This window comes from Variovorax gracilis (assembly GCF_030317115.1).
Classification (GTDB): Bacteria; Pseudomonadota; Gammaproteobacteria; order Burkholderiales; family Burkholderiaceae_C; genus Variovorax; species Variovorax gracilis.
In genome coordinates this window covers 20,708-41,798 of the sequence record NZ_JASZYF010000030.1, presented here as the reverse complement: position 1 = coordinate 41,798, position 21,091 = coordinate 20,708, and the positions used below count along the sequence as shown (strand labels likewise).

Here is a 21,091-nt window from a genome sequence, read left to right as displayed (position 1 = left end):
CCGGCCTGTGCAAAAGCCGAGTTGTTGCGCCGACTCAGTGTCGGAGAGGATCGCCCTCCCCATTTCTGACCCAGCAGCGCGTCGATGAGAGATCGCCTTGGCCGGCCGGGTGCGGCCGGTCGTTGTGCGGCGCGAACAGCGGGGCGTTGACCGTGATCGCAGGCTCTTTGCCGCCCGCCCCTGCCCCGTCGCCTCAGGCCGGTGCAGCCTCAATATACGGCGACCGATTCCTCATCAAAGAACGACTCGCTGGCGCGCACCATCGTCAAACTTAGGCCTCAATTTGAATGACGGCAGGATCGCGCGCATGCGAACTCGTCACTTCTGACGCCCAGCGCAATCGGTGTTCCGCACAGCGGTACGGTTTCAAGAGAGATGTCATTCTTCGGAGACAACGCAGATGCAAACAAATCCTTCCGGTAGATGGGTCCTGGCGGCAGCGACGATCGGCGTGTCAGCGGCCGTGCTCGTCGCTTGCGGTGGCGGCGACCACAGGCCATTGCCTATCGTTGATAGCCCTCCCGCCGCAGCTACCCGACCGGTCGCCGATACTCGGACACTGTCGAACCGCGCAGACCTGATCAGCGATGGCGACGCGCTGGTGGAGATCGTCGTCCCGAACGGAACCGATTCGAGCGGCTTGAATGTCTCGGTCGATGGCCGCGATGTCACGAGTGCGTTTGCAAAGGGCAGCGACAGACGCATCACGGGCCTCATCGCCGGTCTCGCGATTGGCAACAACGTCGTGGTTGCCAAGACCAAAGGCACCCGCGCGGCGAAACTGACGATCACCAACGTCTCTCGGGGCGGGCCGGTGTTTTCGGGCGCCCAGCCGACACCCTTTGTCTGCGCCACTCCAACGCCGGCCAGGGCCTCCGGCAACAATCCGGCGACGAACGCGAGTGGACTGTCCACCGCGGCGACGGACGCCCAGTGCAACATCGCGACCGAAACCAAGCTTTGGTACAAGACCAACGTCGCAGGCTGCAATCCGGGGCTGCCGGATCCCAGCCCATCGGTGCTGCCCACGGCGACCAACCCGCCGCAGACCGGCACGCCGCCGGCGAATCCCTGCTTCAAGCCCTACACCGTCGGCACCACGCCTGCAGACCTGGCCATGACGACGACCGACAACGGCGCTACTGTCCCCTACATCGTGCGGGTCGAACGCGGCACGATGAATCGCGGCCTCTACGACATCGCCGTGCTGTTCGATCCCAGCAAGTCCTGGTCGGCGAATTCGGCTCAACCTCAATGGAACGGCAAGGTGCTCTACCAGTTCGGTGCCAGTACCGGACAGCCGCGACGCCAGCTTCGTCCGGCGCCGAGCTGGACTGATGATCGATCGCTCTCTCGCGGCTACCTGGTGGTGCAAAACAGCATGACCGACTCGCTGCAGAACTCGAACCGAGTCATGATGACCGAGACCGTGATGATGATGAAGGAGCACATCATCGACACCTACGGCAGCATCAAGTTCACGATGGGTAGTGGCTGCTCGGGCGGTTCGATCAACTCCCACATGAACATGTCCATCGCGCCGAACTTGATCGATGGTTTCACGGTGTCTTGCGCATTCCCGGACTCCGAGACGACAGGCATCGAGGTCGGAGATTGCGTGACCCTGGTCGAAGCTTATCAAAAGCCCGCCTGGCTGAACCTGATGGCCGCCAACTTTCAGACCCAGGCCCAGATCAACGCCAAGAAGGCCGCGATCAACGGCCACGAGGACCAGACTGCGTATCACGGATGGATGAATCTCTTCGGGAGCAACGCCAAGGCCGGGAACTACTTCGCACGCACGATTCCGCCGGCCAACAACGCCACGGGTGTGATCGTCCAGTCTGCGACGGAGACCAACAACTGCCAGTTGCCCGCCAGCCAGGTGTACGACGCGGTGACCAACCCCACAGGCCCGCGTTGCAACGCCTGGAGCTGGGCCGAGTCGATCTTCGGCAAGGCCAATGCCACCCAGGCCAACGACACACGTGACAACGTCGGAGTGCAGTACGGCCTGAAGGCGCTCAGGAACGGCAGCATCACAGCCGAAGAGTTCGTGACGCTCAATGAGATCGTCGGTGGTGTCGACCGGGACTCGAACCTGATGGCCAACCGCAACTCGGCGGATACGGCGCTGGCTCCGGGCTCGTTCCTCACGGGCATCCATCACGTACGCAGCTTCGCGATCCGCGATCGTCTCGACCGCGACGCCGGTGGACACGACAACCAGGTGATGTGGCGCTTCGGGCTCAGTGGCTTCATTGTCCCGCCGGGCACCATGGCCAGCGACGCGTTCCTCACGATGGACAAGTGGCTGACGAATCTGAAGGCCGACACCTCGACGGCAGCCATCGAGCAGAAGGTGAAGTCCTCGAAGCCCGCCGAGGCGTTCGACTACTGCGTGCTCAGCACGGATGCCGCGCAGTCGACGAAAGTCACCGACAAGTCAACCTGCGATGCCGACCCACTGCTGAACCCGGAGTCGTCGCCGCGTCAGGTCGCCGGTGGCCCGCGCGCGGAGGACATTCTCAAGTGCCAGTTGAAGGCGATCGATCCGGCTGACTACGCGCCGGTGACGCTGACGGGCGGACAACTCGGTCGGCTCCAGGCGGTATTCCCCACCGGCGTGTGCGACTGGAGCAAGCCCGGCGTGAGCCAGCAAGCGGCCGTCAGCCCCCTGACCTTCAAGTCGGGCCCCGGCGGCCAGGCCATGCCGCAGGCGCCGAGTGCCGTTGCGGCTGAGTGAAGACTCCGTTGCAGACAAACTGACTTGTGCCCAAGCCGGGGCCTTGGCCCTGGCCTTCCTCTTCGCTCGAAAGGATGACGATCAGGAACATGGCTCTCGCGATCCCACGCCCCTCTTCGATTCCCGCCGGGCCGTCCTCGCGAGCGCGGCAGGCGACGAGCGCGCCGACACGACAGCCCCATACCTGCTACGACTGTGTCATCAACCACGTCCCGCAGATCAACCTGGGCATGGCGTGGGTGCAGCCCTTCCTCGACTCGTTCACGGATGTTCCGCCGCGGCAGAGGCGGCGAGCTTTTCTCGATCAAGCCCTCGAAAAGACGAAGCAAGCCATCTCCGGACGGTCTTGCGCAAGAGTCGAAGGACCGTGGAGCAAACATCCAAGCTATCGCCCGCGTTGCCGCACTGTCGATGGAAGCAGCAGCAGCTTTCAGAGGCACCAAGCTCCCCCCGGGCCGTCAAGAAGAGCACGTTGAGTTGGGACGATGCGAGAGCGTTGCCAGCCTGTCAGCTCCAGATGGCGACCGGCTCGGCAGTTTTTCGTCATCGTGTCTTCCATCGGCATTTTGGGCGCACCAAGTTGCGGTGGGTCGCACAGGCGGCATAAACTGCACCACTATGCCTTCAGAGCCCCTCCGCGAACTGGCCGTGACCGTCCGAGAGCATGGCCCGCGGACGTTCTACTGGGTTTTGATTGAACGCGCGCCTGCTGGCGAGTGGGATGAAATCGCTGTGTCGAACGACTATCAGTCCAGTTGGATTGAAGCTTTCGACGCCGGCATCATTGAGTTGTACAGGCGTGTTCCGGACGAGCAAGGCGGCCCGCGCGAAGGCAGCTGAATGTCGCGGGGCAGCTCGCCCGTCGACATCGGATGGCGTTCCGAACGTCGGTCGTGGCCGAGAGCGGCTGCCTCAGAATCGGTAGTCCAGGCGCGAACACTCCGCCGGGCAACGGGCCAACTACAGGTTCAAGACGCTAGAGAAGAACGGCAACGAGGCTCGCGTCTACGGGACATGCGCTTGTCCCAGGTGCCCGATCAAGGATCAATGCACGCCGAGCGACCATCGGTGCACATCCGTCGATGGGAGCACGAAAAACTTCTCCAGCAACGCTTAGACCGCAAGCCCGTCGCGATGACTTTGCGAAGAGGCACGGTGGAGCACGTGTTCGGGACTCTTCAACACTGGATGGGCTGGCTTGCAAGATGGAAGCGAGTGATCGCGAACTTGGCTATCTGCAGAACAATGCGGGCAATCAGGTTGCGGGGGGGCGTGAGCCTTTTGATGTTCTCTGCCGCTCGCGGATCACTCACGAGCATGGTCAAGGCACACGGTGGCCGCGACAAGACGACGGGAGGACTCGATCGTTTCAATGACGGTCGTCCATTCGGCATGCTCGCAAGTCAAAGCCGTTTGCACACGGCCTCCGCCGACTGGCGCACAGTATGGAGGAATGCGCCGTCGGCTTCTCGAAGCCGAACAACCCATCACGGGGCAAATTCGAACTTGGCTTCACAGGCCTCGCAACGGACCGCTGCAAGTTGGCTGTCGACGGGCAAAGGCACCAGGCGCTCGATGCGCCCATCGAGGAAGCACGCCGGGCATGGCAGCGGCTCGTCAGGAAACGACAGCGCTGTGTGCCAGGCAAGCTCCCAGCCCTCGATCACAGGCTCCGTGGCGCCTTCAGTTTTCAGGAACCGAAGCAGCTCAAGTTGAAGACTTTCCATTCATCTCGCGCTCCAGCGGATTGATCGCCAGAGTATGTCGCTGACGAGGCACGAACTTCAAGGCGCAGGGACGGCTTCGTGACTCATCGACCTTCCGCGCACTGGCCAGCGCCATCGCGCGCGCCGTGCGCAACCAGCACTGACCGGCCCCTGCTTTCCGCCGCGCTGACCCGGTGCGCGTCTCCATGCGCTGCGTTGAGTGCAACGGCTGTCTCGAGCGCATGCATCCGCTGTTTCGGGCAAGACCACGGGTCGCGGCGCCAGCTCAGCGCCTCGCCAGGTTTTCTTTCTGCGCGATCTGACCCAGCGTCTCGTACACCAGACGGATGGGCGCAACGTCCCAGCCCAGGCGCTCGCGCATGGCGAGCACCGCGCGCATGGCCAACAGTGAGTGGCCTCCCAGGTCGAAGAAGTTGTCCAGCGGCGAGAGGTCCTCCACGCCAAGCAGGTCGGACCATATGCCGGCCATGGTGATTTCTTCCGGCGTTTGCAGGCGGGCGCTGCGGCGCTGCGGTGTCATCAAGACCTCGCCGACCGGCTTGGGCAACGCATGGCGATCGATCTTCCCGTTCGGAAGCAGCGGCAATTCGGGGAGTCGAACGATGTGCTGCGGCAGCATGTACTCGGGCAGGTGTTCACGAAGGAATTCCCGCAGTGCCGCTGGGTCGATCAGGTGCCTTTGTGGCACGCAGTAGGCAACCAGCCGGACATCGTCTTCGCCTTCGACGTGCGTGACGACCACGCAATGTGAAACCGACGGATGTGCCGTCAGCGCGGCCTCGATCTCGCCCAGTTCGATGCGAAAGCCGCGCACCTTGACCTGGTGATCGAGCCGGCCCAGGTGTTCGAGCAGGCCGTCGTGGCGCCAGCGAACCAGGTCACCCGTGCGGTACAGGCGCGCGCCGGGCTCGTCGCTCCAGCGGTCCGGCACGAAGCGTTCGGCCGTCAGCGCATCGCGTCGGTGGTAGCCCAGGGCCACACCCATCCCGCCGATGCACGCTTCACCCGGCACGCCGATGGCACACGGCTGGCCGTGCGGATCGAGCACCCACACCGACGTGTTGCCGATCGGGCGGCCGATGCTGATCCCCTGCGCCGGCGATTGCACCTGCCAGCAGGTCGACCACACGGTGGTTTCGGTCGGGCCATACATGTTCCACAGCGCCGTGCTACGTTCCATCAGTTGCTCGGCCAGGGCGAGCTGCAGCGCCTCCCCGCCCACCAGCGCACGAAAGCCGGGTCCGCCGGTCCAACCCGTGTCGACGAGGGCGCGCCAGGCCGACGGCGTGGCCTGCATCACCGTGGCCTCGCGGCGCTCCAGCAGTTCCCGCAGTTGCGTCGGCTCACCGACCTGCTCCCTGCTGGCCACGATGACCTCGGCACCGACGGCCAGCGGCAGCAGCAGCTCGAGCACCGCAATGTCGAACGACAAGGTGGTGACTGCCACCAGGCGATCGCTTTCGAGCAGCCCCGGCTCACGCGCCATCGCCACCAGGAAGTTGACCACCGCCCGGTGCGGCACGACCACGCCCTTGGGCTGCCCGGTGGAGCCGGAGGTGTAGATGATGTAGGCCGCATCCAGCGGCTGGGCGTCCAGCGCCACATCGGGCGCGAGCGCGAGTGGCGATGCATCGGCAGCCGTCCCGGGATCGTTGGGGTCGAGCAAGGGCACGCCGACGTCATCGAACGGGGCGCCAAGATCCGGCGGGACCAGGATGGCGGACAGATCCGCGTCCTGGGCCATGTAGCGCAGCCGGTTCACCGGAAAGGCCGGGTCCAGCGGCACATAGGCCGCGCCCGACTTCAGCACGGCGAGCAGGGCCGCCAGCATGCCGGCGTTGCGCCGCAGGCAGAGCCCGACGCGGTGCCCGCGGGCGATGCCACGCGCGCGCAGCGCACGGGCCAGCACGTTCGACTGCGCCTCGAGTTCCCCGTAGCGCATCTGGCGCCCCGACGCGTCCACCACGGCGACCCGGTCGCGCAACGCCTCGCTGGCGGTGCGCAGGTGGCGATGCAGCACCTGCTGCACCGGCAGTTGCAGCTGGGTGCCATTCCAGATGTTGCGCAGCAGGGCCAGTTGAGCCGGTGCAACGACCGAGTAGGCGGACAAGCGCCGCTCCGGTTCGGCCAGCACCTGCTCGATCACCGCGATGAAGTTCTCGAGCATGCGTTCGGCGGTCACGCTCGCATAGAGCTCGGTGGAGTATTCGAGGCGGATGCGGTGTGCGAACTCGGTGTCGATGTGAATCGAGAAATCGAATTGCGAGGCCGTGTGCTCGTGCTCGAAATCCTCGTAGCTGAAGTCCACCGGCTCCAGTCCGCTCACCGGTGCGTTGAGCACATTGAACAGCACGCGCACCAGGCCGTCGGGTTGCGTCATTCCGCCTTGCCCCAGGGCTTCCACGAGTTCGTCGTACGGTGCGTCCTGGTTGGCATAGGCCCCGAGCGCCGTGTCGCGCACGCGCCGCATCAGCTGCAGGAAGCTCGGGTCGCCGGACAGGTCGGTGCGCATGACCAGGGTATTGACCAGCGTGCCGACCAGTTGCTCGGTGGCCAGGTGATGGCGGTTGGCAATCGGTGTGCCCACCGCGATGTCGGTCCGATCGGCCTGCCGCGCGAGCATGACTTTGAACGCGGCCAGCAGCACGACGAACGGGGTCACGCTGTGCCGGGAACAGAAGGTACGCACCCGATCGCGAAGTCGCAAGGGCAAGGCCGCCGACACCCTGGCACCGTGAGAGGCCGGGTGCGGGGGGCGCACGAAATCGGTGGGCAGCGACAGGGGCCGCAGTCCGCGCAGGCGTTCCACCCAGTAGGCCATCTGGCGCTGACGTTGCTGCCGGGTCTCGGGCGAGCGCTGCCAGACGGCATAGTCGGCGTACTCGACAGGCAGGGTCGCGAGCCGGGGCTCGCGACCGCCGCGCCAGGCGGAATAGAGGGCGAGCATTTCGCGCATCAGGACCGCCATCGACCAGTTGTCGGCGATCGCATGGTGCATGAGCCAGAAGAACACGTGATCGTCCCCGCTCAGGCGCAGCAGCGTCAGGCGATGGAGAGGCGGATGCGCCAGGTCGAACGGCGTGGCCGCACGCTCGCGCAACAGGGCACGCGCCCGGGCCAAGCGCTCGCCCGGATCCAGCGCCTGGAGATCGATGTGCTCGACCTGAATGGGCAGGCTGGGCAGGATCAGTTGGACCGGTTCCGCCCCCTCCATCCTGAAATGGGTGCGCAGGCCTTCGTGGCGCTCGACCAGCCGGTCGAGCACGCGCTGGAGCAGGTCAGGGTCGAACGGGCCACGCAGCCGGAGCGAGACCTCGACGTGGTAAGCCACCGAAGCGGGATTGAACTGCTGGATGACCCACATGCGGCGCTGCGAAAGCGAGACAGGCAAGGGTTGGCCGCGCGGTACGGTGGCGATGGGCGTCGCGGGAGCGCGCGCATCGTCGCGCAACGCCTCCGCCACCCGCCCAGCCAGCGCGGCGACCGTGGCGTGCTCGAACAATGCCTCCAGCGGGAGCAGCACGCCCAGCCGATCGTGGAGCCGTGATGCGACCTGCGACATCGTGAGCGAAGTGCCGCCGAGCTCGGCGAAGGTTTCCAGCACGCCGAAGGCGCTGGTGCCCAGCACCTCCTGCCAGATGTCCCATACGGCCTGCTCACCGGCATCGCGCGGCGCGACCTGCGCCGTCCCGTGGCCCTGCCGCTCCATCGCCAGCAGATCGATCTCGCCGGCAATCCAGGCCTTGCGGGACGACTGGCGCTGGAGTTTTCCGCTCGAAGTCCGATGCAGGGTCCCGGCCCGAACCACTGCGACGGCGTCGATCGGCACCTCATGCGTCTGGGCGACCGCTCGGCGCACCGTGCGTGCGATGTCGGCTGCGTCGGCCGCAGTGGTTGAACGCTCCACTTCAAGCACGACGACCACCGCTTCGCCCTGCTCGCCGTCGATGCCGAAGGCGGCACCGAAGCCCGCGCGAATCGCGGGATGAGCTCGCTCGGCGGTTCGCTCGATGTCCTGTGGATAGTGGTTTTCGCCGTGAATGACGATGAGGTCCTTGTGCCGCCCGGTCACGAACAATTCGCCGTCGTCGATGAAGCCCAGGTCGCCCGTGCGCAGCCAGGGTCCCGTTTCGTCCGCCAGGGTGGCGCCGAAGGTATGGCGCGTCAGTTCGGGCTGCTGCCAGTAACCCGCGCCGACGGCGGGGGAGCGCACCCAGATCTCGCCGATGCCATCGGCGGCACGACGCAGGTGAGTGTCTGGAGCGACGATCGCCACCTCTGTGTCCTCCAGAGGCGATCCGCAGCCGACGAGGGTGCGGCTGGCGGCATCTGCACGGCACTGCTTGCGCACCTGATGCGCCTGCAATGCCGCCGCATCCAGGTGGAGCAGGCGTGGCGGCTGGTTGCGCCTGGCGAGAGTCACGCCGAGCACTGACTCGGCGAGCCCGTACCCCGGCGAGAACGAGGTGGGCCGCAGGCCCGCCGGCGCACAGGCCTCCAAGAAGCGACGCACGGTGTCGGCACGGATCGGTTCGGCACCGCAGCTGAGGGACACCAGGCTGGAAAGATCGCCCCCAAAGGGCTGCCCCGCTAAATGGCGCAGACAGGCCGCATAGGCGGAGTCCGGCGCGCCGCTGTGCGTGATTCGAAAATCGGCAAGGGCATCCAGCCAGCGCAAGGGACGGCGCAGGAAGGCCAAGGGCGACATCAGCCAGCTGCCGATGCCCAGTTCCATCGGTGCCAGCACGCCGAACACAAGCCCGTAGTCGTGGAACTGCGGCAGCCAGGTGAGCACCCGGCTGTCGGCGTTGCCGCCGTTGGCCACGATCAGCGCGCGCGCATTGGCCAGCGCGTTGCCATGGGTGATGCATACGCCGCGGGGCGCCGAGGTCGAGCCGGAGGTGTATTGCAGGTAGGCGAGGGTTTCGGGTCCCGCGGGCGCATCGGCCAGAGACAGCGCCGGCTCTGCGGGCTCCAGGCTCAGGAGTTCGCTTGGCGTGAGCCAGCGCGCGCCGGTGGCGTCCTGCGAGCCCAGCACATCGGCCGTCAATTGCAGGATCGATTCGCCCACCAGCACCAGGCTGGCACCTGCATCTTCGATGATGAGGCGCAGCCGGGGCGCTGCGCGAAGCAGCCGGATCGGGTCAGGCGGCGGCACCGGAACGGCCACACGGCCGGTCAGCATGCAGGCCCAGAAGGCGCGCACAAAGTCCAGCCCCGTCGGCAAGGCCAGCAACACCCGGTCACCGGGCCGCGTGACGGTGGACAGGCGCGCGGCGAGCGCGCGCGACTGCTCACCCAGTTCGGCATAACTCAGGCGATGGGCAATCGACAGGCTGTCGCGCAGCACCACATAGGCTGGACGATCGCCTCTCTCAGCGCAGCGTGCGTCGAATAGCCTGGCAAGCGTGTCGGCGGAGGCCGCATGGTGCGCGCTGCACTCGGAGGGGACGGATTGAATCAAGGGAAGTTAACAATCTCTCGGTCGCGGGCTCGCAGCGGCGTATCAAGCGAAACCACCCAGTGAAATACAAGATACTGTCGCCGCACGCAGCCCCGCTTTCGGTTCCACATGCGTCGCTAGGCTGCAGTTTCCCGGTCGGATGCCATTCTGTGTGTAGGTCGAAAGCCCGGAAAAGGCGGGGATGCACGGCACCCGGCCCCCGCCCTTCTGCTCGGCTGATCGCCACGGCTCTCCTTCGTGGCTTCGCGTCGGCGAGCACCTGGATCTGCTGGCCGCCACCCGGGGGGAGAGGCCCGTCCGGGCGTATCGCTGGGGTCAAATGCGCATCGGCGACCGCGGGCTCGAGCGCAGCGACTGTCGCTCTCGGCACTCCCCACGGAGCTTGAACCGCGCCGGCACGCCGCAAACACTATCGAAGTTCGCCAGGCTGGAAAGGCGTGGGCGGCCGTGCGGAACATGCCGCGCGATCCTCTGCCTCCAGCCCTTTTTCATCGAGCATCGGCCCTCCCTTCTCGTCGAAGGCCACCTGGAGGTCCTCAAGCGCGGCCTGGACCCGCTGTACTGCGGTGGCGAGGTCGATCTGCTCCTGCGCGACGACACCTGCGGGCGGGTCAAGAACAAAGCTGAGTTGCTCGCAGGCGACGGCCCACTTCAATTGGGCCTTCGTTTGCTGGGAGGTGCGGTTCATGTCGGTCATGGGCATCGGTGGTCAAACTATCCTACTCAGTTATTTTGAGAGCGCCCGCTCGCGTTTTGAATGCCCGGCTCTAGGCTGCGCGCCCTAGAAGGAGCGTGGGCGCACCGGGCTGGTGTGTCAGTATTCCTCGCAGCGGGCAGCGACGGAATCCTCCGAGAACGCCTTGGCGTCGCAGTCGCACATTTCCCACGAAGAGGCCGACGCGTGGCTGCCAGCGAGACGCACCCGCGCGATGCAGTCCCCATTCTGACGGGTCAGGAACAAGACGAGCCGTTGCCCGTGACCGCATCGCGCCAGTTGGCGGCGCGGCCGCCGAGGTGAGGCAGGGCCTCCAGTACCACGACGCGCAGACCGCAACGCGCCAGCGCCGCGGCGCAGGAAAGTCCCGCGATCCCTGCGCCGGCGACCAGAACGTCGGCTGCAGAGCGCTCATCCGCGTCCGCGACTGCGGCCAGAAGCGATCCGATCAAGGTCTGGGAGTGCTGCGACACGCGATGCGCGCGCGCCGTGCGCGCGCAGCCCGTCTGTGCGCCGCTGCCACCGGAGTGGAAGGTGAAGGCGGGCTGGCATGAAAGCCCCTGCGTCAGGTCTCGGCCAGCAATTGGCATGCCGCTTGCCGCGTCTGCGGCAGGGCAGCACGAGGCCCAGCGCTTCGGGTCGTGGCGACGTCGTCGGCAGAGGGGCTTGGCGTGAGCGGCAAGTCTTGCTGCAATCCCTGCCGATGGTTGCTTCTCGGAGCAAGACCAGGCGCTTGATATGCGCGCATCGGACTACTGCGGAGGTGGGGCGAACCGTTGCCACCGCATTGCGCACGAGTACCCTATCACCAGAAGACAGCCGCTACTCAAACCAGCTCGTCGCGCAGCGAACCGGCCTGAGCCAACAGGATGCGGAAAAGCGCGTCAACAAGGTCTACACGCGCGACACAACGACTCTCGAAGACACCAAGACCGAGGCGAAGGCGATGGCCGACTCAGCACGAAAGGCGACCGCCGATGGATCGCTTTGGCTGTTCATGTCGTTGGAGGGATGGGGTCCGTAGCGGCGCACGGCCTCTCGTTGAAAACGATTGCGCCGGAGTGGCGCTCCGCTCAGGTCGTGCCGCAGCGTGCTCGCCCCGATTTGCGCCCGCCGTTGCCCGACATCAGCCTGAGCATCGGCCTTTCAATCCACAAATGGAATGCCACCGAGGTCGCCACGCATGCCAACGTGATCGCGACAAAGGCCACGCCCACGCCGGTCACGCCACGCAAACCGGCGGCGACTGCGAGCTTGCACAGCACGGCGATCAACGGAAAGTGAATCAGGTAGAGCGCGTACGAGGCATCGCCGAGCAGCGACAGCATGCGGCTCGCGAAGCGCGCCGGCTGCGCGCGCTCCGCCTGCGTCAGAGCCACGATGGCAAGCGCGCCGCAGACGCCGTAGCCGAGATTGAAGTACGCATTGTGCGACTCGTCTCGCCATACCGACGCGGCACCGATGGCGAAAAATGCCACGCCCACCAGGATGGCCACGCTGAGCGGGCGGCCGAACTGCCAGCGACGGTGCAGCGCGGCCGCGGCCCCGACCCCCATCGCGAACAGCAGCATCAACTCGTTCGCGAAAAAGGACGCCGGAAACTGCCGCGCACCGCCGAGCATCTGCCAAACGAAGTTGCCAGCCAACGCCAGTACGGCGAACGCGCACACCAAGGGATGGACGAACGCCAGCGCGACCACCGCATAGAACACAACTTCGTACTGCAGCGACCAGGCCACGACGATGACCGGCGCGCCGGTGCCGCCCACCATGGCCACATCCTGCGGAACGAGCAGCAGGGATTCGAGCAACACGCCCACATCCGTCGGCATGGCGTCGCGCAAGGACGGCACTAGCAATGCGGCGGCGTAGACAGCACAGAAGATCAGGATATAGGTCGGGTAGATGCGCACCAGCCGCTTGCGCAGGTACGGCCTTAGGCGAGCGGGCTGCCCGAAATCCTGCCAATGGATCATCACGATAATAAAACCGCTCAAAACGAAGAAGAACGCCACACCCGCAGACCCGCCGAAGAGGAAGATCCGCTGAAGGGGAACGGCGTGCGCACCAAAGTACTTGTCCTTGGCGAGATTGCCGCCCAGGTGGAAGAACACCACCAGCAGGGCCGCGAGCGCTCGGCACGCTTGGATCGACTGATACAAGGGCGGAGCGGACAGCACGCGGCCCGTCGACCGCGGCTCTGGGTGGGATTTCCGCACTGGAATGGTCATCAATGTCCGATAGCTTGCAAATCGCGCTTCGCGTTGAGCGCCGGTCTCAAAGAACGCCATCAGAAATTGCGCGGATCGCCGGCATGCAAGGCAGCAACTGCCGGGCGACGTTGGTCGGACGCGTTTCCGTCCCGAGCGCTACGCCGTGCGAGATCAGTGAGGGCTCATGGTGCACGGACTCTCGGCCGAATCTGGTGGCAGCCTGTCGGACGATGGCCCGTCGTCACGTGCTCATGCTCATCGCTTGCGATAGTCTGGACGGGCCCGTCGCCATGCTTTCGAACAGCCTCGCAGGCGCTCAGCCCACAGCAACTCGCGCGAAAAAAATGGGAGATCGAATGAGCTCACCGACCTCGTGGATCGCCGGTGCTGGCCTTGTGCTGCCTTCGCGTTGTTTGCGCAGGTCTTGAGGCGACGTTGGAATTCGTCCTTGCCTCGATCTCTCCGACCTGGCCTCGCCCACGATCACAAACGATCGCTTCGGAGATGGAGAACATTCATTCCTGGAGGTGCAGCGCATCGAGCAAGCCGAGGAAATGCAATCGGCACGCCGCTTTACCTTCGGCCACTCTCCCGCCGCGACGACAGCCTTCGGCGAAGCCCGCAGGGTTCCAAGGCATCGGCGAGAGTCGCCCGCAAGTCATCTGCGTCAAGTTGCAGCATCTCGTGAATGCATCGCGCCTGTGCAACGCTGAAGCGTTCCGCGGACCATGCACTGAGCAAGTGGTCGGCGAGTTCGCTGTCGATCGCGCTGATGTTCATTAGGGCGAAGATCGTCTCTGCCTGCGCCTCGGTGAACGTCGCTGGGATGTCCGCCAACACCGGGAGGAGCGGGTCTGACTGAGAGCGGGAAGGACGCTTCAATTCTTTCATCTCCAACCCTTTCTTCCTCCTTCCCGGCAAGACGGGTGATCGCGCGCGGACAGATTGGGCCCGGCCGGGTTGACTGATTTGAAGTTCGGAGCCTGAAAGGCGGTCCAGCCTCTTCGCTTGCTCACAAGCCACACGCTGCGTCGCTCCGGGGCTACTTCGTCTACGGAAACCGGAACCCGCCTGTGCACACCTGCAGGCCATCGACAAAAAATGGTGTCAGGTCCGATGAAGTTGCGCTATGTCGCAGGACATTGACAAGAAGGATATGGACGCTTCGGTGAGAGGATCTGAGGCTTGGCGATCAGGGACTGCGCGGTCTCGGCCGGCGGCTGTCAGTCAGGCGCACGATCGCCGATTCGCGGCTCTTACCGAAAGGATCGCTTCGCGCCGCAGTGAGCGACGGTGAGCAAGGCCAGCAAGGGCGCGGCAATCAGGGGGTGGCTTTCGTGCGGTTCATCTCAGGGCGCCAACGAAGGAGATCGACATGGAACTGTATGCGGCGATTGACTTGCATTCGAAAAACAGCGTATCGATGGTGATCGATGCGCAGGGTCGAACCATCCTTGCTCAGCGCCTCTCAACCGATCTCGATGTCATCGTGGCCGCACGTTCGATCTTGCTCGGGTACGTTGCATGGCCCTGGTGATGCGCGCGCAGATCGTGCTCCGCTTGATCGGAGACGCCTTGCGGTGGCCGATGCCGCTGGCGCGCTTGGATGAGTGGATGAGTTCGTCCGCGCCGAGCATCTTCTGCTGCGTCGCTCACGTTCATCGACCGGGCGGTCGGCGCCAATCAGCCTGGCCGGCGCCGGTACCAAGCAGCTTCTGATGGGGCAGCGTCTCTGTTCTCGACCTTGATTTCGCCAAGCGCCGAATAAGATTGGAGCATGTCGGTGATTTCATCGACCCGCATGAGGATGTCGGCACCCTTAGCGCGTCAATTGTCGACATGGAAACTGACGCGGATCAGGCATCAGCGCACTGCTGCGCGATGTACGCAGCTTGGTCTGCGCGCTGTCGCTCCGTGAGTTCGCGCACTTCGATCCGCCTGAGGTCGGCAAGGATTTTTCGCCTGGAATCGTCGCCGCTGGCTTCGGCTTCGAGCAATCGTCGCCGCAATTCGAGAGCTTCCTTGTGTTGACGAATCTCGCTGGCCAAAGCTTCCTCCTGCTGGAAATGCCTATCGATTGACACGCCCCTCTCGTGAGCGGCGACGGACAATACAAGGCCGCCGGGATTGGCGCCTCCCCACATTTGATGATGCTGGAAACCCTTGGCCGAGGAAAAGGATCGAGGGCTTTGATGCGAACCTTTTGCGCTTCGCCGTAGCCCTCACAAAGGGCGAGTTCCGGGGGCTCGCCTGGTGTGAATCGCGCTCGTTGCGACAGCGATCCTTGGGCGCAAGGCCCGAAAGCACGTTGATCGCGATGAGGAAGCTGAAGCAACACCTGGGCGGCTCGCCTGGGCCGTCGAGCGCGCAACGAAGGACTCCAACGGGTACCTCTCGGAAACCTCAGCCGCCCGGAGCGCAATCGCCAAGCTTCACGCCACGATCAAGTCCGAGCAAGGGTGTCTCGCGCCCAGCGACATCGGCGGTGCGCGGCGCTGCCTGCCCCATACGAAGGGCGAAAGCGGCGATGACGGGACAGCCGGCGGCCTTCATGCGGTCGAAGTCGGGCTTGCGCCGCGCGCCAAGGTCGCTGCCTCAATGCGCAGCCCGAGCAACTGCAGCGAAGCGATCTCCAGTTCGAAGCGACTCTCGGCGCCCGACCCCCCCAGGCTCGCGCGCAGCTGGCCGGCAATCGTTTCGCATTGGCCCTCCAACCCGCCGAAGTGCGCGCAGGCCGCGCGCACCGCCAGCGAGGCCAGCTCCACGTCCAGGCCCGCGGCCACCTTCGGCGAGCGCAGCCGGAGGGTGTTGTCGCCCGCACGGTCCCGTTGAAGCTGCGCGCGGGCGCCGGGCATCGCGACAGAGCTGTCACCCAGTCGGATCTCGCCTTCCAGCGACGTGCGCCCCAGCAGGGTCCGGGCCTGCTCCGTCAGCCCCTGGCCCGCGTGGGATGCGGCGGCGCTCAAAAGCGACTCGGCGAACCTCTGCAGGTCGATCCTGCCGCGCTCTGCCACGAAGGGGCCGAGCGGAATCCCCCGTCGTTCGAATTCGACCCCCCTGATCGGAGCGGCCGCGAACTGGAACACATAGCTGCGGCCGTTGGGCGCATCGACATAGATGCCCATGCGGCTCACGCCCATGCGCGAATCCGGACCCACGTGCCCGACCGTCGCATCGCCGAAATCGATGCGGCCCCCGCGGATCGGAATCGTGACCTCAGCGTCGAAGAGAAGCTGCGCGTCCTCGATGTGGCCACGGATGCTGCCCTCCGCCGCGGCCAGCGGGCCGAGGAACCAATCCGGCAACGTAGCCCCGGCCGAGGGGTTCGGTGCTGGCGCGGCGGCACCCGCCTGGCGCAGGCGATCGGCGAACGGCTGGAACTGCGACGGCATCTCCAGCGGACCAGAGAGCTTGAGGCCGGCGACTTCGATCCGTTCCGCCGTCATCGCGCCGAGCCGCATCCGGCCCTCCGCCGATTCCAGCGTGCATCGCAGGCCCTGAACGGCCACCCGGCCGACGCGGATCTCGTGCGGACCGCTGCGCAGCATCACCGATGTCGCTTCGAGCCGGGCGATGCCGATCTCGGCTGCGCCGCCGATCCCGGCAGCCCAGCTGATCCCTTCGAGCGTCAAGCGATCCCGTCCAAGGCCGTCAGAAACGCCGAGCTGCAAGCCAAGGAGCGTGTCGACGATCGAAACGGCGGATGGCGTGGTCATGGCGTGAAGATTGTGCACGTCGAGGGGGACCGCCGTCCTGGCGGCACTTCCTTCGCCAGGTTCAGCACGGAGCTTTCGGCGCCCGGGGGCGCCAAGGCCCCGCCGGGCAGCACCGCGCAAGGCGACGCCGGCAGCTGCTTTAGCGCGCCGACGCGCTCGGAAGCCTGTCGCCAGCACAAGGGCGTGAAGACGTGGCTGGGTGCCCCTCGGAAGCCGTGCAGACTCGGTCGCTGCGCTCACGCACCGAGGTCGCGCCCAGCACCGCCGTGCCGCGCGCACGCCCGGGACGCCGGCGGTCTGCGAAGCCGAGGTCGTCCGGCGTACGCCCGCGTGGCCGCACGCTGCGGCCTGTTGCTCGGACGGGTGTGGAAGCCGGGCCGGAGTCGGATGGCGCGACGCGTGCACGCGCTGCGGCCGACGTCATTGCTGGAGGTGGGCGTCGAGACCGGGCTCGCGCTGGGCGGGCTACCCGCTAGGCGCCCGCATCGTCGGCATCGCCCTCTCGCATGACAGGCTCGAGCGCGCGCCAACGCGCGGCGCGCCCTGCCGCAGCACGACATCCAACTTGCGCACATGAACGCCGAGCGGATGAGCTTCCCCGATGCGTCGTTCGACTGCGTCACGCTGCCCTATGCGCTGTCGATGACACCGCGACCGGCTGAGCTTGTGCGCGAGATGCGCCGAGTCTGCAAGCCCGTTCTGGTGGCTGCTGCAGCGCGCTGTCCGAGCTGCCGCGGGGCGTGGGGGCTTTCGTTCGGAATGTCGCTTCGACGAGCAGATGCTGGCCCACGACTGGCAGCTGCTGGCGTGGAGTCGATCAACCGGTTCGGGCCTTCGAAGCTCGTGGTGCTGCGCAATGCCGGCACGCGCTGCAGTCCGCCGTCCCGTGGCTGCGAGTGATCCGACCGGGGCGGCGTTCGGCGCGCTCGTCACGGGCGTCTGCGGCGCGCTGAACAACGCGCTGAGCATCGCGCCGGCTGCAGCATGCCGCAGCGCATGGCCTGCTCGCGGCCGGCAGGCGCGCGCTCTGGGAGGCGAGACGATGGTCACGCGCTGTGGACGGCAGGCGGGACGGCGGCGCGGTGCGCCGGGCGCCGCCGTTCAGCGAAGTAGAGGCCCGCTGAAACTGGAGAGGCTGCGATCGGGAAAGCCTGGCAGGTACAGCGTGCGCTCGGCGACGTCCCAGGCGTCCCCGGGCGTGTAGCCCATCGCTTCGATCGACTCGATGAATCGGTGCTTGTTGAGCACATGCGGCAGCTTGTTCAGGAGCACGTGCTTCGGCCGCGCGATGCATCGACGCAGGAACGGTGCGAGGGACACCTCTTCGAGACATTGAAGGGCGCCCGCCGACAGCCAGACGTCGCTGGCGGTCGAGCGCACCGCCTGGGCCAGGTCATCGGTGAATGACAAGGCGGACGCGGCGCTGGTTGTCGCCAGGGCTCTTCCGATGGTCACCATCGCCGGCACTTCGACGATGCGCCACGCGAGCGCTGCGGGCATCTGGAGGTAGCGGCCGTGGGCATCGTAGTGAACGCCGACCGACCCGCCGATATCGAGCTCGCTTGCCGCTCCTTCCCGAAACGCGCCCTGCAGCCAGAACAGGACCGGATAGTCGTAGGCGAAGATCCGTTTCGAGCGGACCTCTATGTACTCTGCGGCAAGGCAGGCCCGGTTGAACTCGTGGCTTGGAGGAAGCCAGGCCCGCGCCTCGGCGAAGTTCTCTAACTTGCCGTAGTAGAACCCGCAGCCCTCGCTGGAGAGGAAGTGTTCGCGCCTCAGCTGCAACAGCACCGGCCGGGCGGCCGGGCCGTCGAGCAGCCGCCGAACCATGCGGGCCGCGGGGAGCAATGACATGGTGACACCGGGGAGGGGGTCGTCGGGCACCTTCTTCACTAACGTCGAGGTCGCGCAAAACGCCAGCGACGCGACGTCACAGCTGCGGGGCAATCGGGGTGCCCGAGCGGGCAAGCGTGGACGGAGGCACTGGCCAATGGAGCGGGATGGCCGCGCGATGCCGCCGCGCGACGCGCCGTTGCTAGGACAGCCGCTGAAGGTAGTCGTCCAAGCTCGCGGAGAGCTGACCCCCTTCGGGCAGGCTACCGCTGGGCGTGAAATGGTCGACCACGTCGGGCAGCAGCTGCGACAGGCCGCTGCGCGCCTCGTCGTCTCCGACGCCGGCCTGCTGCGCGATCCGATGCAATTCGTCCTGCCCGAAGACCTCCTCGATGGCCTCGGGTGGCAGGGCTTCGTTCGGCCCGGTGCCGACCCAGGAATCGGCTTGTCGGCCATAGCCCCGCTGGGTCAGCTGGCCAAGCAGCTCGCCGATGCCGCCCGCGCCGCCCGCCGTGCCAGTGCCCTGCTGGCCGCGCTGTTGCAACATGCTGAGCACCACGGGCAGGAGGGCCATGAGCACCGGGCTCAAGCCAGCTCCGCCGCCGCGCTGGCTGTCGCGACCGCCCAGCGCACGACCGGCCAGGCCACCGAGGATCTGTGTGAGCAAGCCCATGGCGCACTCCTCAGCGGACTCGGCCGCGCCGGACCAGATTGACGATCGCCAGCAGGATGACCGCACCGATCAGCGAGGCGAGCAGGCCGCGCACGCTGAAGTCGTTCTGGTTGACCGTTGCGGCCCCGAGCAGCGGCGCCACCAGCCAGCCCCCAAGAAGCGATCCGACGATCCCGACGATCACGTTGAGGACCATGCCTTGCTGGGCATTGGTGCGCATGATCATGCTGGCGACCCAGCCGATCAGGCCGCCCACGACGAGCCAGATGATGAGGTTCATGGAGTGCTCCTTGGTTGAGGTGGCCGCAGCGTCGAGCCGCTGGCGTCGAGCGCGTATAGGACAACACCTCCAAACGCCGAGGTCAAGGACCGCAGCCCGACGACCGCGCAGCGCTGCCGCATCCCTCAAGCGAGCCGCCGCCTACATCGATACGGCTCGACGGCCGATCGAGCCGCAGGACGGCAAGGTCGATAAGCCTCCTATGAGTGCGCCGTGCGCCCAGCATCGCTGCCGCCATCACCCCTTCCGATCTTTACCACTGTTTGAGGACCACACCATGGAAACCAACTCACCCAACTTCCAGGCCGACGGCGCCGAGACGCGCAACGACAGCGGAACCGACGCCGGTCGCAGCGCCATGGACTCGAACACCTTCGCGCAGGCCGACAGTCCCCGGTCCGATCAGGCGGATCGAGCCGGGTTCGCGGATGAGGCATCGATGCGCAAGGACACGCAGGGCGGCTCGACATTGCGTGCGGCGGCGGAGGCGACGCAAGGCTACTTGCAGGACGCGAAGAACAAGGCGAGCGCCGCGGCCGAGACCGGGAAGGCGTATGCGCAGTCGGCAGTCAACGCCGCGGGCAAGAAGATCAATGACGTGAAAGACCAGGCCGCCGATCTGAAGCAGCGGGGCATGGAGTACGCTGCGCAGGAGCCCATGAAGGCGGTTGCGATCGCCGCCGCCGGCAGCGCGGTAGTGACCGCGCTATTGATGACGCTGATGCGCGCACGTCGCTAGACCGCCCTGCCGCGTCACGCCAGCCGATGATCCGGGTCCTGCGGCATGTCGGACAAGGTCCCCGGACGCCAATACGCGACGTCCGGCATGACCAACGTCTGCGACCGCTGCGGTCGAGGCAACCGTGCCCTGTTCTGCATCGGCTGCGCCGGCAAGTTGCCCGGCTTCGCGGTCTCGGGCACGTCGGCGCCGCAGGGCATGACGTCGTTGGAAAAAGGGCGCGCTGCAGCACGACTCTCGGGAGGCGAGCAGGGCGCACCGGGCCACCAGCCAGATCATCCGGACCACTCGGACCACTCGGACCACCCGGCCCATCCGGACCACCTGGGTCACAGGGCCCTGCCCTTACTGCCCGAGACGAAGTCCTTCTGGATGGTGCTGGGCGCGCTCGCCGTGGCGATGACGATCGGCTTCGTGGCCGTGTTCGTGCACGTGACGGACGCACCCTCCCCTGCGCGCGGCGGCAACGTCGCACTGCCCGCTGCCACCACGCCGCCCCCGCCGCCCGATCGGATGGCGGCTGCATTGCCGCCACCGCCTGTGTGGCATGCGCAAGGCCCAGGGTCGCCCGCCGCGCAGGTGCCGCAAGCGCCTGTCTCGACCGGGATATCGTCCGGGGTGTCGCCTGTCGGCGGCAGCAGCGCAGCGCAGGTCCGTCGAGACCTTCTATCGTGCGTTGTCTGCGGCGGACGGCCAAGCGGCCGCAGCGGTGGTGATTCCCGCAAAACGGGGGGTCGGCCCGTTCAGTGAGCACAACATCGCGCGGTTCTTCGGCTCGTTGGACCGGCCGCTGGTCATCCGCTCGATCCGCCCGATCGATGACCGCCGCGTGGAGGCGAGATACAGCGATCGGGTGTCGAAAACCACGTGCGAGGGCACGGCGATCGTGGAGACGCAGCGCGTGAGCCAACAGACCCTGATTCGAAGCATTCGCGCCAACTGCTAGCGCGGCGCGTGGCCTGCGCTAATCGCACGAGGGCGCAGA

At 66.2% G+C, this 21,091-nt stretch carries 16 protein-coding genes and 2 pseudogenes; 8 read left to right on the top strand and 10 right to left on the bottom strand.

Annotated elements, in window-relative coordinates:
• The first annotated feature begins 343 nt into the window (after positions 1-343).
• The 3 genes and pseudogenes from QTH97_RS30825 to QTH97_RS30815 form a co-directional block, all read left to right on the top strand.
• Positions 344-2,746: a DUF6351 family protein gene (locus QTH97_RS30825; RefSeq protein WP_286572398.1), complete on the top strand. Its 2,403-nt coding sequence runs from the start codon at positions 344-346 to the stop codon at positions 2,744-2,746.
• A gap of 267 nt (positions 2,747-3,013) precedes the next feature.
• Positions 3,014-3,586 carry a hypothetical protein gene (locus QTH97_RS30820; RefSeq protein WP_286572397.1) on the top strand — a complete coding sequence of 191 codons (573 nt, stop codon included), beginning with the start codon at positions 3,014-3,016 and terminating at the stop codon, positions 3,584-3,586.
• 103 nt (positions 3,587-3,689) lie between these two features.
• A pseudogene (locus QTH97_RS30815) lies at positions 3,690-4,015 on the top strand (IS5/IS1182 family transposase); the annotation flags it as partial.
• 723 nt (positions 4,016-4,738) lie between these two features.
• Here the strand turns inward: QTH97_RS30815 and QTH97_RS30810 are convergent.
• From QTH97_RS30810 to QTH97_RS30800, 3 genes are all read right to left on the bottom strand, one after another.
• Entirely contained in the window at positions 4,739-9,937 is a 5,199-nt protein-coding gene (locus QTH97_RS30810; RefSeq protein ID WP_286572396.1) for a non-ribosomal peptide synthetase, read from the bottom strand.
• A gap of 409 nt (positions 9,938-10,346) precedes the next feature.
• The gene (locus QTH97_RS30805; RefSeq protein ID WP_286572395.1) at positions 10,347-10,640 is read right to left on the bottom strand and encodes a hypothetical protein; all 294 of its coding nucleotides are present in this window, start codon (positions 10,638-10,640) and stop codon (positions 10,347-10,349) included.
• A 248-nt stretch (positions 10,641-10,888) separates the two neighbouring features.
• Positions 10,889-11,242 (bottom strand): FAD-dependent oxidoreductase, encoded by a 354-nt coding sequence (locus tag QTH97_RS30800; protein WP_286572394.1) that lies wholly within the window; start codon positions 11,240-11,242, stop codon positions 10,889-10,891.
• Positions 11,243-11,337: 95 nt separating this feature from the next.
• Between QTH97_RS30800 and QTH97_RS30795 the strand changes: the two genes are divergently transcribed.
• Entirely contained in the window at positions 11,338-11,676 is a 339-nt protein-coding gene (locus QTH97_RS30795; RefSeq protein ID WP_286572393.1) for a hypothetical protein, read from the top strand.
• 49 nt (positions 11,677-11,725) lie between these two features.
• Here the strand turns inward: QTH97_RS30795 and QTH97_RS30790 are convergent, their stop codons facing one another.
• Both QTH97_RS30790 and QTH97_RS30785 read right to left on the bottom strand, forming a co-directional pair.
• On the bottom strand, positions 11,726-12,814 hold the full coding sequence (locus QTH97_RS30790; protein WP_286572392.1) for an acyltransferase family protein: 1,089 nt from the start codon (positions 12,812-12,814) through the stop codon (positions 11,726-11,728).
• 624 nt (positions 12,815-13,438) lie between these two features.
• Positions 13,439-13,756 carry a hypothetical protein gene (locus tag QTH97_RS30785; RefSeq protein WP_286572391.1) on the bottom strand — a complete coding sequence of 106 codons (318 nt, stop codon included), beginning with the start codon at positions 13,754-13,756 and terminating at the stop codon, positions 13,439-13,441.
• 484 nt (positions 13,757-14,240) lie between these two features.
• On the opposite strand from QTH97_RS30785, the gene QTH97_RS30780 reads away from it, so the two are divergent.
• The gene (locus QTH97_RS30780) at positions 14,241-14,402 is read left to right on the top strand and encodes a hypothetical protein (protein ID WP_286572390.1); all 162 of its coding nucleotides are present in this window, start codon (positions 14,241-14,243) and stop codon (positions 14,400-14,402) included.
• Positions 14,403-14,721: 319 nt separating this feature from the next.
• Here the strand turns inward: QTH97_RS30780 and QTH97_RS30775 are convergent, their stop codons facing one another.
• Together QTH97_RS30775 and QTH97_RS30770 are read right to left on the bottom strand one after the other, a co-directional pair.
• Positions 14,722-14,913, bottom strand: coding sequence for a hypothetical protein (locus QTH97_RS30775; protein WP_286572389.1), 192 nt, complete (start codon positions 14,911-14,913; stop codon positions 14,722-14,724).
• A gap of 501 nt (positions 14,914-15,414) precedes the next feature.
• On the bottom strand, positions 15,415-16,581 hold the full coding sequence (locus QTH97_RS30770) for a hypothetical protein (protein ID WP_286572387.1): 1,167 nt from the start codon (positions 16,579-16,581) through the stop codon (positions 15,415-15,417).
• 528 nt (positions 16,582-17,109) lie between these two features.
• On the opposite strand from QTH97_RS30770, the pseudogene QTH97_RS30765 reads away from it, so the two are divergent.
• Positions 17,110-17,481 (top strand): annotated as a pseudogene (locus QTH97_RS30765) (class I SAM-dependent methyltransferase); the annotation flags it as partial.
• Between the two features lie 201 nt (positions 17,482-17,682).
• Here QTH97_RS30765 and QTH97_RS30760 read toward each other — a convergent pair.
• The 3 genes from QTH97_RS30760 to QTH97_RS30750 all read right to left on the bottom strand — a co-directional run bounded on the left by QTH97_RS30760 (position 17,683) and on the right by QTH97_RS30750 (position 19,367).
• Entirely contained in the window at positions 17,683-18,474 is a 792-nt protein-coding gene (locus QTH97_RS30760) for a methyltransferase, TIGR04325 family (protein WP_286572386.1), read from the bottom strand.
• 142 nt (positions 18,475-18,616) lie between these two features.
• Positions 18,617-19,087 carry a YidB family protein gene (locus tag QTH97_RS30755; RefSeq protein ID WP_286572385.1) on the bottom strand — a complete coding sequence of 157 codons (471 nt, stop codon included), beginning with the start codon at positions 19,085-19,087 and terminating at the stop codon, positions 18,617-18,619.
• Positions 19,088-19,097: 10 nt separating this feature from the next.
• Entirely contained in the window at positions 19,098-19,367 is a 270-nt protein-coding gene (locus QTH97_RS30750; RefSeq protein ID WP_286572384.1) for a GlsB/YeaQ/YmgE family stress response membrane protein, read from the bottom strand.
• Positions 19,368-19,644: 277 nt separating this feature from the next.
• Here QTH97_RS30750 and QTH97_RS30745 point away from each other — a divergent pair, with 277 nt between their 5' ends.
• Positions 19,645-20,106 (top strand): hypothetical protein, encoded by a 462-nt coding sequence (locus tag QTH97_RS30745; protein WP_286572383.1) that lies wholly within the window; start codon positions 19,645-19,647, stop codon positions 20,104-20,106.
• Between the two features lie 45 nt (positions 20,107-20,151).
• Complete coding sequence (locus QTH97_RS30740; RefSeq protein ID WP_286572382.1) at positions 20,152-20,856, top strand: hypothetical protein; 705 nt, start codon at positions 20,152-20,154, stop codon at positions 20,854-20,856.
• The last annotated feature ends 235 nt before the right edge of the window (positions 20,857-21,091 follow it).

Excerpts from the sequence above, each read along its gene's own strand:
- QTH97_RS30820 (WP_286572397.1), top strand. The coding sequence starts at position 3,014 with ATGTTCCGCCGCGGCAGAGGCGGCGAGCTTTTCTCGATCAAGCCCTCG.
- QTH97_RS30805 (WP_286572395.1), bottom strand. The coding sequence starts at position 10,640 with ATGCCCATGACCGACATGAACCGCACCTCCCAGCAAACGAAGGCCCAA.
- QTH97_RS30800 (WP_286572394.1), bottom strand. The coding sequence starts at position 11,242 with ATGCCAATTGCTGGCCGAGACCTGACGCAGGGGCTTTCATGCCAGCCC.
- QTH97_RS30785 (WP_286572391.1), bottom strand. The coding sequence starts at position 13,756 with ATGAAAGAATTGAAGCGTCCTTCCCGCTCTCAGTCAGACCCGCTCCTC.
- QTH97_RS30780 (WP_286572390.1), top strand. The coding sequence starts at position 14,241 with ATGGAACTGTATGCGGCGATTGACTTGCATTCGAAAAACAGCGTATCG.
- QTH97_RS30770 (WP_286572387.1), bottom strand. The coding sequence starts at position 16,581 with ATGACCACGCCATCCGCCGTTTCGATCGTCGACACGCTCCTTGGCTTG.
- QTH97_RS30755 (WP_286572385.1), bottom strand. The coding sequence starts at position 19,087 with ATGGGCTTGCTCACACAGATCCTCGGTGGCCTGGCCGGTCGTGCGCTG.
- QTH97_RS30750 (WP_286572384.1), bottom strand. The coding sequence starts at position 19,367 with ATGAACCTCATCATCTGGCTCGTCGTGGGCGGCCTGATCGGCTGGGTC.
- QTH97_RS30745 (WP_286572383.1), top strand. The coding sequence starts at position 19,645 with ATGGAAACCAACTCACCCAACTTCCAGGCCGACGGCGCCGAGACGCGC.
- QTH97_RS30740 (WP_286572382.1), top strand. The coding sequence starts at position 20,152 with ATGTCGGACAAGGTCCCCGGACGCCAATACGCGACGTCCGGCATGACC.